This window comes from Acinetobacter sp. 226, from assembly GCF_048147925.1.
GTDB lineage: Bacteria > Pseudomonadota > Gammaproteobacteria > Pseudomonadales > Moraxellaceae > Acinetobacter > Acinetobacter pecorum.
Map to the genome: position 1 here is coordinate 136707 of NZ_JAYWYX010000001.1, position 12767 is coordinate 149473.

Below are 12767 nucleotides of genomic sequence, written 5' to 3' on the forward strand. Positions count from 1 at the left end.
ATGCTTAAGCCTTGCTCAGGGGGATTTATAAGATTAAGGACTTAAAAAAATGCCAACATTTACATCCAACGATGCCCAGATCAATTACCAGACTTTTGGTGATGCCAGCAAACCCGCCCTGGTTTTTTCTAACTCATTGGGTACCAAATTCAGCATGTGGCAGCCACAAATTGAATTTTTCCAGCAAGACTATTTTGTCGTGTGTTATGACACTCGTGGTCATGGGGCTTCTTCTGCACCGCAAGGTCCGTATAGCCTGGAACAGTTAGGTCAGGATGTGGTCAATCTACTGGATCATCTGAATATCCAGAAAGCCGCTTTCTGTGGTATCTCGATGGGTGGGTTAACCGGGCAATGGTTAGCGATTAACAAACCTGAACGTTTTAACCACGTGATTATCTGCAATACTGCTGCCAAGATCGGTCAGGAACAGGCCTGGCTGGAACGTGCCGCACTGGTGCGTGAACAAGGCTTGGCTCCGATTGCATCGACTGCAGCATCACGCTGGTTTACCGGTCCCTTTATCAAGAGCAACGCAGCGAAAGTTGCAGAACTTTCAAACGACCTTGGAGCTGGCAGCCCGGAAGGTTATGCAAGTTGTTGCGAAGCTTTGGCTAAGGCGGATTTACGTGAACAGATCAAAACCATTTCTGTGCCGGTACTGATTGTGGCCGGTCAGCAAGATCCAGTGACGACAGTTGCAGATGGTCAAGCCATGCAAGCTGAAATTTCACAAAGCCAGCTGTTTGAAATCAATGCCTCGCACATTTCCAGTGTGGAGCAACCAGAAGTCTTTAATCAGGCAGTTCAGAAATTTATTGCAGCTTAAATAATAGATGCAAAGAAAAAGCCACTGTTGATCAGTGGCTTTTTTATGCTTAGATTTTGAAAAACTGGTTCAGCATCAAGCCCAGATCACTAAAATCGCTGCAATCACCACTAAGCCCAAACCCCAATGCTCGGTACGTGCCAGTTTTTCTTTAAAGAAATATGCAGAAATCAGCATACTAAACAGAATCTCAATTTGCCCTAAGGTTTTCACGACCGGCACACTTATCATGCTCATGGCAGTAAACCAGCCGAGTGATGCCATAAAACTGCAAACGCTTACTTTAAAAGTTAAGTCCAGACGCTGCCACATGGCCGCTAAAGTCTGGCGACTGAATACGCTAAGGTAAATCAGCATACTAATACACTGAAAACCGATCACCATTAACAACACCCAGGCCGCACGATGCAAGGTTGGCAAATTGCTTAATTCCAGACTGGCTTCGCGTACCAGAATTGAGGTAATGGCAAAACTTAAACCGCTGCCGATCCCGATCGCCAATGTTCTGGCCGAAAACCCGTTGACCTGTTGGCCTTTACTCAATAAAAATACTGCATATCCGCCCAGCGCCACACCGATCCACGCCAGAAATGACAAATGATCTGCTAATAAGGTCACGCCAATAATGGCTGCCAGAATGGCTTCACTTTTTGCCAGCCCAACCCCAACCGCGTAATTTTTTTGCTTGAACAGTTGCACCATCAGCGCCGTAGCTAAAATCTGACTACAACCCGCAATTACTACATAGACCCAAAACTTGGGCGTGAAGTGAACCACACTTTCAACTGGCTTGAAATAATACAAGCTGCTCAGGTACAGCGCAGCAAATGGCAAGCCAAAAATAAAGCGTGCCAGGGTGACTCCCCACACATCAACCGTGGTACTGAGCTGTTTTTGAAAGGCGTTACGCCAAGCCTGCATAAATGCAGCCATTAAAGTGAAAAAAATCCAGCTGAATGCCATCTACTGATCGCTATTACCTCAAAAGTAAATTAATTCTATGCCTTAGTAAAAGCGCTGACTAATTAAAAATAGGATACTGGCCGATAGCGGAAAGTTTGGCTTATATTAAGGAACGAGTCGGCTAAATGAATACAATATGATCTGATAGCGATCTAAAAACGTGAAAATGGTACTAATTTTGCTTATCAAACCTAACCAGGCTGATAGATGTCATGTGGATTTATTTTATATGTTTAAAGTATGCAATCAGACCTAAAGTGCAATTGAACTCTTTTTTACTTTGCTCCAATATGAAATACAAAATAACAAGTATTCATCATTGAAGGCGAATACCCCCTGTACCAGATCGCCGGATGCTATCTCAGGTAAGGAATGAGAATGACCAGTTTAAATTATTATCAAACCATCTTTGATAAGGCGGGTGATGCTATTTTTGTGCATGATATCGGCAGTGTCGAATTCATGGACGTCAATGAAGCAGCTGAAAACCTCACCGGTTACAGCAAATCTGAATTAACCAGCATGAGTGTAGAAAAAATCAGTGCGCATAGCCATGGTTTTGATTTTTACCATGCCTTAAAAAAGGTGCAACAAGCTGCCAGTCATGAAGCAATTACATTTGAATGGATCATTCAGGCGCAGAATCAACGGCAGATTCCTGTTGAGGTTTGCCTGAAAACGGTCGAAATTGAGCATCAGCCCAAGCTACTGGCTTTGGTTCGTAACATTAGTGAAATCAAGAAATATCAGTATCAGCTGCAGTCTAAAGATCAGTATTTCAAGATGCTGCTGGAAAACTCGGGTGATGGCATCGCGATTCTGGACCTGCAAGGCAAACTACTGTATGCCAGCCCTTCTCTACAACGTATTTTGGGTTATCGTGACCGCTTTGTTTTAAATAAAAATGTGCTGAGTGTCATTCATCCGGATGACCGGATTAAAGTCCGGCAACTGTTATTTAAAAAACCGGCTGAACAGTCGATTGGAGTGCTGCATTACAAAATTATGCACCATAATGGCAAATGGCGGCATCATGAAGCCACCTATCGCAACCTGCTCGACCATCCGGATATTCAGGGAATCCTGATCAATTACCGCGATATTAGCGAACGGATTGAAGCAGAAGAAATGGCGCGGGCTCGGGAACGTCAGTTAGGCCATATGTCACGCTGCAAAACCATGGGTGAACTTGCGACCGCACTGGCACATGAACTGAATCAGCCCTTAGCTGCACTCAATAATTATGTCGGTGGCAGCATTATCCGTATTCAAAACGGCCTAGCCAATACCACTGAAACGCTGGATGCCATGAATGCCGCACTGGATCAGACCAAAAGGGTCAACCAGATTATTCACAGTATGCGCAGCTTTTTGCGCAAAGGCGAAGCCAATTTTCAGGTGCATTCTCTAAATCAACTGATTCAGGATCTGCATCCCCTGACTGGACTGAAAGCCGATCAGGGCGGCTGTACCATTCATTATGAACTGAGTGTGACACCGGTTTCTATCTCTGCTGATGAAACCCTGTTTAGCCAGGTCATCATTAATCTGGTCTTTAATGCGGTGGATGCGTTACAACGCAATCCTGAAGGTCAGCGTGATATCTATATCCGGACCTGGCAGCACAACCAGCATGCCCGAATTGCCATTGCAGACAATGGTCCGGGACTGCAAGGACAAAATCCGGAACAACTGTTCGAGTCTTTTTATTCGAGCAAGAAAGACAGCATGGGGATCGGATTGACTTTATCGCGTAGCATTATTGAAAACCATCAGGGTTATTTATGGGTCTGCCAAGGTGAATCCGGCGCAATTTTTAATATTTCATTATCTGCACAGGAGCGTGCTAAATGTATTTAAATAATTCTCATGTTCCCGAGCCTATTGTCTACGTCATTGATGACGATCAGGATATCCGAAACTCGCTGACCTGGTTGCTGGACTCCGTACAGTTAGAAACTAAAACATTTAGCAGTGCGACCGAATTTTTAAATTATCCACGGCCGAATACTCCAGCCTGCCTGATTCTGGATATCCGCATGCGTGGCATGAGTGGATTACAATTACAGCAACAGCTCAATCAGCAGAAAGCCTATATTCCGATCATTTTCATGACCGGTCATGGTGATATTCCGATGTCGGTAAATGCCATGAAAGCCGGGGCTTTTGATTTTCTGGAAAAACCTTTTAATCCGCAGCATATGCTGAACCAGATTCAGGCCTGCCTGCAACAGGCAGAACAGGACTTTGTCGCAGCTGAAAATCGCAAACAGCAATTGCTGAAACTGAAATCCTTGTCACCACGTGAAAACGAAATTATTAATTTGCTGGTCGATGGCCTCTCCAGTAAACATATTGCGCAGATGCTGAATATCAGTCATAAAACTGTCGAGATTCACCGCACCCATATCCGACAAAAACTGGGGACGGAGTCAATTGCCCAGATTGTGAATATGGTGCTGATGTGCCGGGAAAAAAGCATGCAGGCGATGGGTTAACCATCGCCTGATCATTTTATTCAGCTTAACTTAGAAAAAGCGGTCGAAGTGAATCTGTTGTTGTGGAATACCCGCCTGATGCGCCATCTGTTCAATGGATTTCACCATCGGCGGTGGCCCGGCACAGTAAATCTCATGCTCAGGTAAGTGCTCGCCCAGCACATCATTGATTACATCATGAATGAAACCGGAACGGATGCCGTCTATCAGTTCTGAAGATGTGGCAGGCACGTAATTGAGACGTTCACCCAATTCGGTCCAATCCCTGAGCTGATTTTCGGTCAACAAATCGCGTTGTTCACGTCCACCGTGGAAGAACCAGACTTTATGATGTTGCAAGCGCGGATTGGCCGCCACACCACGCGCAATTGCCAGCATTGGCGCAAGGCCCGAGCCACCGGCAACACAGACAATCGGACGTGGCTGTTCCTGCAAATGTGCCAGACCATAAGGCCCATCAATCTGAATCACAGCATGTTGTCGCTGCAGCTCATCAAACAGCAAATTGGTCATCTTGCCATCCGGCACACGGCGAATCTGGAACACCCACAGCCCTTCGTCATTAGGCAAGTTCGACATCGAATAGGCACGCAGCAATTCCTGATTTACCCAGAGCAGCGCATATTGCCCTGGAATAAATTGGGCTGGTTCATCCGACTGTAAATGAATTTCTAAAATATCATGGGTAATCGCTTGCACATGCTTGAGCTTCACGGCTTGCTGTTTTGGCAAAATTTTAGGCGTGCACTGTTCATCTAAACGAACCTTGATCACACAGTCCGATTTTGGCCGACACTGGCAAGCCAATACACGTCCCTTACGTTTATCGCGATCAGACAACCCAGGTGCGTCTGCCCACAGATTTTCAACCTCACCCGACAACACTTCAATTTTACAGGTGCCGCAACCACCGGCATTGCATTCATAAGGCAAGCCCAAACCTTCACGCAAACCGCCGCGCAGCAGAACATCGTCTGCTGCACAGTGAAATTGACCCTGTCCTTTAATCTGGATTTTATACATAGCGCGTTACTCCACCAAATACACCTGACCATCACGTACAAATGAAGTGTAGGTTTTAAGCGGAATACTGCAGGGTGCACCACACGGCTCACCGGTTTTAATATCGAAAGCGCCGGCATGGAACGGACATTCCACTTCGCAGCCATCAACTTCACCATCAGCCAAAGATGCATCCCCATGGGTACAGGTATCATCGGTAACATAAAACTCACCATCTTCCAGATGAAACACCGCGAGTGGTGGATAACCGTCGATAATGACCTGTAAGCCTTCCCCCTGTTCAATATCCGAGGTGAGGCAAAGAAATTTTTCAGCAATATTGTTCACTTGAATATTCATGCGCTCAACTCCTCAATCGGTGAATCTGTCGCTTCAGGCCCCAAGGTGTGATAACCGCCATCGGCATGGATGGTGCTACCGGTGAGCAATTTGGCTTTTGGGCTGCAAAGTAGACTTAAGGCCTCCGCCACTTCTTCAGCATCGGCAATACGACCCAGCACATGGAAACGGCCTGCAATACGATCAGTTTTCGGACGGTCATTGCCAGATATCATCTGCATCGGCACCGACCAGGTCCAGCCTAGGGATAAAGCATGAATACGAATACCATCAGCAGCCAGATCCAGTGCCATGCTTTTGGTCAGTTGCTCTAAGGTTGCTTTAGAGGCTGGATAAACCCAACGCTCTTTCTGGGCAATACGGGCACTGACACTACTGATATTGATCACCGCAGCATCAGAACTCGCTTTCAGCAATGGGCGGCAGGCCTGTACCAATGCAGCATGACCAAATACCGTGACATTGAAGGTATTTTGCCAATCATTACGCGTCGATTGTGAACCATGGTCTTCATACAGACAGGCCAGATTCACCAGAATATCCACTTGTGTCAGCTTGCCCACTAAGGCCTGAATGCTGTCATCACTGGCCAGATCAAGATATTCATAGCGACTTTGGGTTTCATTTGCGACCTGTTGGCCTTGTTCCTGATTAATATCAGCAATAATGACGTCCGCACCCAGGCCTTTTAATTCTTTGACTACAGCCTGGCCAATATGGGTTGCACCACCTGTTACTAAAACAGCTTTATTCTTAAGATCGGTCATGAAGCCTCCTTATATTGTGGCCATTCACTAAACTGTCCTTTGCAGAACAGCAATGGACGCTGATTGCTGTGACGGCATTGCTCAATTTTTCCAAGGAAAATCTGGTGATCGCCGGCTTCAATCTGCTTTTCATTTTTGCAAACAAATTGCACCACACACCCTTCCAATACGGGCGCTTTAGACTGTTCAATATTCCACACACCGTGCTGGAATTTATCGGCAATCGGCTTGGCAAAGTTCAGACCAACGTCCTGCTGGTCTGCTCCCAGAATATTGATGGCAAAGTATTCTGCATTTTCAAAAACCGTACGACTTGGTGAATGATTCACCAGACTCCATAGCACCAGCGCAGGATCTAATGACACGGAACTAAATGAATTAATAGTCAGTCCGACAGGTTGTTGCTGTTGATCCAGACAGGTGACAATCGCAACACCGGTGGCAAAACCGCCGAAGGCCTGCCGAAGCGCTTTCGCTTCAGCCAGGTCAACTTCCTGCCACAGTACTTCAGGCAGCTGCATGATTAAACTCCTTACGTGACAGATATCTTTTTGCGCCTTCCGCACCATCGACTGCTGGCCAGAAACCACGTGGATGGTTGAAGTGTCCCATGAAATCATCGGCAATAGCCCGGTTTTGAGATGCAGCACCCAAGACCTGAAGCAGGCTTTCACTTGGCGGATTCAGCAACAGGTTGGTAAATTCAGTGGTATAGCGACCTGAATATTCCCAGAATTCATCAAAGACTTGCGTCATCCATTCGGCAGTAAAGGCTTCATCGCCATGCGCCAGAATGGCATGCAAATAATGCTCGACCATACGAGTCGCATTGTTTGCGCCCTGACCAGCAATCGGGTCATTGACCATCACTGTGTCGCCAATACCCCAAATCGAAGCACCATTTTCCAAAGTTGCAACCGGATAACGGACTTCCGGACGGAATGCGCCTTTCAGCCAGGCATTCGGATCACTCAGTTCCATGTTATCGACCATACGGAAGCTCTGGTCTGGTGTTACTTTAGCTACTGCTTCTTTCATGCGTTGCAGCATTTCGTCACCGCTGGTCACATCATCAAAGATATCCATTGGACCATTGGGTACACATTCAAACAGGAAGCTTCGACACGGGCCATAGGTATGGCTGTAGAATGGCATGCTGAAATATTCACCTGCACCGGCAATAAAGTTAAAGTGCAAGGTTTGCGATGGCTGACCTTGCCAACTGTTCGGTCCGCACAAGTCATCACCTACCACCAAAGCCGCAGCCAGTTTACGTGGCGGAGCCTGATGCACCGAGCGGGATTCATTACGTTTGAACAGGCTGGTAATATTGCCTTTGCCCGCCGCAAGAATCGTTAAATCATTTTCAGCAGAGATGATTTCCAAATCTTCAGGTGTCACATTCTGGATTACCAGCTTGCCACCACGGCGTGGATATTCTTCTAGCCAGCGATGGTATTTGGTGCGCTGGTCCATGGCAATGCCTTTATTTTCATGCAGGAAACCAGTCAAAGGCAATGCAACCGTACCGTCTGGCGCACGGAAGTCGACATGAATCGCCTCTCCATGATGTGCCTTGCCATCCCAGACATTCAGACCCAGTTTGCGCTCCACTTCAAGCGTATTGGCGAAGAACATGGTGGTACTGACCATGCGGCCATGCAACAGTTCATCTGCAGGACGATCTACATATACAGTGACGTCATATTTTTTTTCTAGTAATGAGAATGCCAGTAATAAACCTGCCTGCCCACCACCAATAATTGCGATTTTTCTCATCTCTTGAATTCCTCTTTAGGCCGTGTCTGATGCAGCAGCTATCGTTATATTTGCGCTCAAGTTGTCGGATACGGCTGATTAAACGCCAGGTTCAACTCCACCCGGTCAAATTTCCAATCATCTTCTTCATCACAGCGAACAGTGGCTTGATAAAATCCGCCTAGGCAGCTGGTAGTGGCCTGCTGACCTTTCTCGGCCAGATTACAAACTTCCCAGAGCATCCAGCTGACATTGGCATGATGCTGATCCAGCACTTCAATATCCGGCATGGCCATAATGTGCAGGCTCCACAGCACCTGCGCTTCAGCAATGCCAGACAGCGCATCCAGAATGTTTTGCCGACCTTGATATTCGCCAAAACCATTCGCACACCAGACCGCATCGTCATGAAAAAGATGCTGCATAATGGCTGGGTTGTTGTGCTGGTCCGCTGCGGTTGCGTAACGGCCGACCAGGCTGCGAATGGCTTCGCAGCTTTCCAGGTAGTGCAAACGGGTTTCCAGATTGTGCTGGCTCATATTTAATTCCTTTAAACGTTGACCACGTCACCAGTTTCATAGACAAAGCGGGTTTCTTCAAAGGCATATGGCACACCAACTGAACCTTTATATAGTTCGATATGCGGCGCGATTTCTGCAAAGCTCAGGCTGAGCCAGTACAGCTTGTGCAGCTCTTCCGGCAATGAGCCCAATGGATATTGATCTAATGCCGCCAGCAGGTTACGCATTTCCGGCAGAATTGCATCATAAAATGCCTGCAGCTCTTCCTTGGTGGAGTTCAGACGGGCCAGATGACGCTGTTTAGAGGTTCCAAGTGCCCACCTCGCTACAAAAGATTCCAGAGCAGCAAAGTCAGCCGGCAATTGTGAAATGATATTTGACATGTGCATTCTCCTTATGCGCGATTCAGGTATTGTTCAAGAACGTGGTAGCCATGACGAATCAGGATTTCTTCATCCTGTAAATGCATGACTTTTTTAGCTTTAGATTCCAGTGCTTCCTGGGTATCTTCCATGGTTGCAGTATCTTCTAACCAGGCATTACGCTGCAGTACCTGAGCAAATTCCTGTGCCCAGCGCTCTGAATAGGTTTTCGCTTTAGGCAGGTAGTAACGGCCTTCCCAACGGGTTTTGTTGTGACCAACTGGCCAGAACTGGTGGGTAAACCATACGCCTTCTGTCACATGCACCAGAATGTTCGGGAAAATGACAGAAAGCTCGAATGAAAAATCATCACGGTCATTTGGATTCACTGACTTCGGTAACTGCGTACGTTCGTAGTGATTGACCAGTGATGCTCCGGTAATTTCCCCGGAAAGCGCCGCAGCCGGTTTCGGATTGGCATTTTTGGTGAGGCAGACCGCACAGGTACGGTGATCGCCAAACAGTTGTACTTCTTGCAGGCCAGAGGCAAAGACATTCGGGAATGAACCGGCATGAATGGTGGCTACGTGATAAGCCTCCGCAAAGGCATCATGCGCGACTTTCCAGTTACAGTTCAGTACCGTGTTATAGGCAAAGCATTCTTCCATTTCATGGAAGGGATAACCGCCTAAATGTGTACCCATGCCGCCCAGGAATTCTTCTACACCTTGAGTGCCTTCATTATCCAGATTCACAAAGATAAAGCCTTCCCAGACTTCAGTACGTACGGGTGCCAGACCGTTATGGCCTTTGTCAAAGCAGGAGGTAAATTTTTCTTCTTCTGGTACGCTGACCAGATCACCTTTGGCATCATAGACCCAGCCATGGAAACGGCAGGTCACAACTGCAGCTTTGTTTGACCCGAAAGTTTCGTTGTCGGTTTCTACTACAACCTTGTTGCCCCGATGCGAACAGATGTTGTGAAAGCCGCGGATTTCGCCGTCTTTGCCATGCATAAGAATCACGGAAGTTTTAGCAAAATCCAGACGTTTGACCTTGTAATCGCCTTTCTTTGGAATTTCTTCGACACGACCGACTTTTAGCCAGACTTTAGAAAATACCTTGTCGATTTCTTCCTGATAGATTTCCGGTGAAATACATGGCTCGGTTGGAATAGGTTCAATACCGAGTTCAGGATAAAGTTCGCCCCAACGGAGTTTAGAATTACTGTTCATATGACATTCCTGTTCAAGTTTCTAAGTTATTTATTTTCAACAGGCAGTGGCGTGGCGCCACTGCAGCTGTTGTTAAATCCAGTTTTGATTAAAGTTGATAGTGTTCGCGCACCAGATCTGCGATGCCGAGCTTTTCCAGAATTGGCATTGGACACAGGAACGTGGCGCGTACCATACCCGGCAGACGGCTGATTTCAATCGAACCGGTAATGGTGCAGCGGTTCATCACTTCGTCATAGCTCAGACCCGTAGTTTTAGCCGCGCGATTCAGTGCATTTTCAGTCGCATCATTCAGGTTTTTACCGGTACCCATAAAGGTGATTGGACCGCTTTCTTCAATTTCGGTCTGGCCCCAGCGTTCGCCGAGTGCTTTCACTTTCTCTTTTTCTTCTTTGGTAAATGGACGGGCCATCGGTGGAAGATCATCTGCTGCCTGTAGCAGGATTGGACCATCAATGGTCAGACCTTTAATTACTTCAACTTGCAGTTCTGTTTCACCAGACACGTCCGTGGCATGACCGGCAATTTCGCCATTGCCTTGCTGTGCATGCATGTCGCCCATGTACACACCGGCGCCTGGCACTTTAACCGGACAGATCAAGATACAACCCGGACGGATTGAGTTGGTATCCATATGGCCATCGGTTTTTGCTGCAAGCAGTTCTTCTTCCGTCATGCCAAATTTGTGCGGTGCATTAATCAGGTACTGACCAAAGTCATGACAGTTATGTGAGTCAGGTAGATCACGTGATGGCGTGGTTCCGATGTTGCCAAGGAATGGACGCATATGCGCTGCGACTCCCGGCATATCGGCACGAGCCAGTGATAAGATTGAGTGTTGAGCTGCATGTTCAGGTAGTGCAGACAGTTCATTGGCATTGCCGGCAAGTTTGTTGGCAATCTCCTGATTGACCGTCAAACTCACTTTGTTTTCTTCATCCAGCACGATCACATAACCGTGTGAAAACTCAAAAGCACTGACTTCTGCATCACAGTTTTTGCAACGGATGGCATCTTCACCAATGCCTTCAACATAGCTTGCCGGCTGTTCTGTACCACATGCGCTACAGTATTTCGCCACAAACGGGTCGCCGTGGTAACGTCCTTCAACGAAGCTCATCACCCCTGAAGATGTCGCAATCGAAGTCACTTTCATTTTCTTGATTTTAAGTGCAACCGCATCACCGACTTCTGCACCTTCAATAAACACAGGCAATGTCACTTCATGACCACCTTGGAATGCAGGGGTAATCATTGGACCCCAACAGCCCGGAGGCGTACCGGTTTTTAAGGTTCCGCCATTTTTCAGTGGGCCAAGCATGCGTTGGCTTGGACCGACAATACCGCCCGAAAATTCATTGACCAGCAGATAGTCCACTGCGTTGGTGCTGCCTGCTGCATAGTCTTGGTTTTCAATCTTCATCGTATTACCCCTATAGTTTTAAATAACTGTCTGTTTAAAATGGAACTGTGATATCAAGTGCGAATTTCTGACCTTCTGGTCGGTTTTCTACATCAAATTCTTTCTGGTATTTGGCGGCAACTGCGACACCTTTAGAAAATTGGTAGCGCACTTGCGGACCGATACTGGCTGCTTTTGCCTTGAAATCGCCTAGCACGGCCCCTTCACCGGAGTCACCTTCAAGCTGGCGATGTACATAACCACCTAGACCGACCGCTAATGGTCCCATGTGCTTGGCAACGATATAATCCACATGCAAGGCATTACCTGACTCATAACTGGTGTCTTTGTTTTCAAAGTTGATGTCATACATCCACTTAGTGCTGACTTCGATGCCTTGCTGGTTCAGATAAGTTGCGGAAACAATCGGTTGAATGGTGTAGTAGTTACGCCCAATATTGGCGAGGCGGTTTTTGTTATATGAACCGATTGGGATATAGAAATCGACACCCGTTGCCACATGCCAGTCACCTTTGTGCCAGCCCAGCAGGAATGGATCGATAATCACATCACCCAGTGCAGTTTTTTCATCTTGTCCACCGCCCAAAGTGATGTCCGCATTGGCATAAACCAGAAATGCATGCATACCCCACGTTGCACCTAGAAAGGTCTTGTCGCTGACATACACACCACGCGCGACGGTGGCAAAGGTATCCAGTTTGAAATCATCAAATACCGGATGATCATTTTTGAATTTGTCTGCTGAATAGAACTGGTTGTAGCTCACTAAGTAAGTACCTGGAGGTGGCATTGCACCCCCTAGGAAACTTTCTGTGCCATCTGGATAGGCACTACCACCATTTTCAGCTGCAAATGCGAACGGTGCACAGCTGATCAGGCTTGTGGTGAATACCACTGATTTCAGATATTTGCTTAGCATTTACAGCTTTCCCCTAGTCTTCAAAGTTTATTTGCAGGGCTTTTGAAGCCTCAAGCGTATGACTTAATCTAGACCTGAAACATGGCAGGGAAATATAAGGACGAATCTGTGTTTAGATAGGTAAAACCTG

14 protein-coding genes are annotated in these 12767 nt (G+C 47.0%); 3 read left to right on the top strand and 11 right to left on the bottom strand.

Going from position 1 to position 12767, the window contains the following annotated elements:
- Positions 1-49: 49 nt before the first annotated feature.
- Entirely contained in the window at positions 50-829 is a 780-nt protein-coding gene (gene pcaD / locus VXP95_RS00565) for a 3-oxoadipate enol-lactonase (protein ID WP_064102910.1), read from the top strand.
- Positions 830-904: 75 nt separating this feature from the next.
- Here pcaD and VXP95_RS00570 read toward each other — a convergent pair whose 3' ends face one another.
- On the bottom strand, positions 905-1792 hold the full coding sequence (locus VXP95_RS00570; RefSeq protein ID WP_416711156.1) for an EamA family transporter: 888 nt from the start codon (positions 1790-1792) through the stop codon (positions 905-907).
- Between the two features lie 378 nt (positions 1793-2170).
- On the opposite strand from VXP95_RS00570, the gene VXP95_RS00575 reads away from it, so the two are divergent.
- Positions 2171-3652, top strand: coding sequence for a PAS domain S-box protein (locus VXP95_RS00575; protein WP_416711157.1), 1482 nt, complete (start codon positions 2171-2173; stop codon positions 3650-3652).
- A complete protein-coding gene (locus VXP95_RS00580; protein WP_416711159.1) occupies positions 3643-4290 on the top strand; it encodes a response regulator transcription factor in 648 nt (215 codons plus the stop codon). Before VXP95_RS00575 ends, VXP95_RS00580 begins: the two co-directional genes overlap by 10 nt.
- Positions 4291-4320: 30 nt before the next feature.
- On the opposite strand, the gene VXP95_RS00585 is transcribed toward VXP95_RS00580, so the two are convergent.
- The 10 genes from VXP95_RS00585 to VXP95_RS00630 form a co-directional block, all read right to left on the bottom strand.
- Positions 4321-5313: a 2Fe-2S iron-sulfur cluster-binding protein gene (locus VXP95_RS00585; protein ID WP_416711161.1), complete on the bottom strand. Its 993-nt coding sequence runs from the start codon at positions 5311-5313 to the stop codon at positions 4321-4323.
- Positions 5314-5319: 6 nt separating this feature from the next.
- Positions 5320-5652 (bottom strand): non-heme iron oxygenase ferredoxin subunit, encoded by a 333-nt coding sequence (locus VXP95_RS00590; protein ID WP_395519626.1) that lies wholly within the window; start codon positions 5650-5652, stop codon positions 5320-5322.
- A complete protein-coding gene (locus VXP95_RS00595) occupies positions 5649-6419 on the bottom strand; it encodes an SDR family oxidoreductase (protein WP_416711162.1) in 771 nt (256 codons plus the stop codon). The genes VXP95_RS00590 and VXP95_RS00595 overlap by 4 nt, the downstream gene beginning before the upstream one ends.
- Complete coding sequence (locus tag VXP95_RS00600) at positions 6416-6940, bottom strand: flavin reductase family protein (protein WP_416680287.1); 525 nt, start codon at positions 6938-6940, stop codon at positions 6416-6418. Before VXP95_RS00600 ends, VXP95_RS00595 begins: the two co-directional genes overlap by 4 nt.
- Entirely contained in the window at positions 6927-8198 is a 1272-nt protein-coding gene (locus VXP95_RS00605; RefSeq protein ID WP_416711164.1) for a styrene monooxygenase/indole monooxygenase family protein, read from the bottom strand. The genes VXP95_RS00600 and VXP95_RS00605 overlap by 14 nt, the downstream gene beginning before the upstream one ends.
- A 56-nt stretch (positions 8199-8254) precedes the next feature.
- Complete coding sequence (locus VXP95_RS00610; RefSeq protein WP_416711166.1) at positions 8255-8716, bottom strand: nuclear transport factor 2 family protein; 462 nt, start codon at positions 8714-8716, stop codon at positions 8255-8257.
- A gap of 11 nt (positions 8717-8727) precedes the next feature.
- Positions 8728-9081, bottom strand: a complete 354-nt coding sequence (locus tag VXP95_RS00615; protein ID WP_416711167.1) for a hypothetical protein — start codon at positions 9079-9081, stop codon at positions 8728-8730.
- Between the two features lie 11 nt (positions 9082-9092).
- Positions 9093-10295, bottom strand: coding sequence for an aromatic ring-hydroxylating oxygenase subunit alpha (locus VXP95_RS00620; RefSeq protein WP_064096700.1), 1203 nt, complete (start codon positions 10293-10295; stop codon positions 9093-9095).
- An 88-nt stretch (positions 10296-10383) separates the two neighbouring features.
- A complete protein-coding gene (locus VXP95_RS00625) occupies positions 10384-11718 on the bottom strand; it encodes an acetamidase/formamidase family protein (RefSeq protein ID WP_416680293.1) in 1335 nt (444 codons plus the stop codon).
- A gap of 34 nt (positions 11719-11752) precedes the next feature.
- On the bottom strand, positions 11753-12637 hold the full coding sequence (locus VXP95_RS00630; protein WP_416680294.1) for a SphA family protein: 885 nt from the start codon (positions 12635-12637) through the stop codon (positions 11753-11755).
- Between the last annotated feature and the right edge of the window lie 130 nt (positions 12638-12767).

Coding starts and splice junctions, on each gene's coding strand:
- pcaD (WP_064102910.1), top strand. CDS start 50: ATGCCAACATTTACATCCAACGATGCCCAGATCAATTACCAGACTTTT.
- VXP95_RS00570 (WP_416711156.1), bottom strand. CDS start 1,792: ATGGCATTCAGCTGGATTTTTTTCACTTTAATGGCTGCATTTATGCAG.
- VXP95_RS00575 (WP_416711157.1), top strand. CDS start 2,171: ATGACCAGTTTAAATTATTATCAAACCATCTTTGATAAGGCGGGTGAT.
- VXP95_RS00580 (WP_416711159.1), top strand. CDS start 3,643: ATGTATTTAAATAATTCTCATGTTCCCGAGCCTATTGTCTACGTCATT.
- VXP95_RS00585 (WP_416711161.1), bottom strand. CDS start 5,313: ATGTATAAAATCCAGATTAAAGGACAGGGTCAATTTCACTGTGCAGCA.
- VXP95_RS00590 (WP_395519626.1), bottom strand. CDS start 5,652: ATGAATATTCAAGTGAACAATATTGCTGAAAAATTTCTTTGCCTCACC.
- VXP95_RS00595 (WP_416711162.1), bottom strand. CDS start 6,419: ATGACCGATCTTAAGAATAAAGCTGTTTTAGTAACAGGTGGTGCAACC.
- VXP95_RS00600 (WP_416680287.1), bottom strand. CDS start 6,940: ATGCAGCTGCCTGAAGTACTGTGGCAGGAAGTTGACCTGGCTGAAGCG.
- VXP95_RS00605 (WP_416711164.1), bottom strand. CDS start 8,198: ATGAGAAAAATCGCAATTATTGGTGGTGGGCAGGCAGGTTTATTACTG.
- VXP95_RS00610 (WP_416711166.1), bottom strand. CDS start 8,716: ATGAGCCAGCACAATCTGGAAACCCGTTTGCACTACCTGGAAAGCTGC.
- VXP95_RS00615 (WP_416711167.1), bottom strand. CDS start 9,081: ATGTCAAATATCATTTCACAATTGCCGGCTGACTTTGCTGCTCTGGAA.
- VXP95_RS00620 (WP_064096700.1), bottom strand. CDS start 10,295: ATGAACAGTAATTCTAAACTCCGTTGGGGCGAACTTTATCCTGAACTC.
- VXP95_RS00625 (WP_416680293.1), bottom strand. CDS start 11,718: ATGAAGATTGAAAACCAAGACTATGCAGCAGGCAGCACCAACGCAGTG.
- VXP95_RS00630 (WP_416680294.1), bottom strand. CDS start 12,637: ATGCTAAGCAAATATCTGAAATCAGTGGTATTCACCACAAGCCTGATC.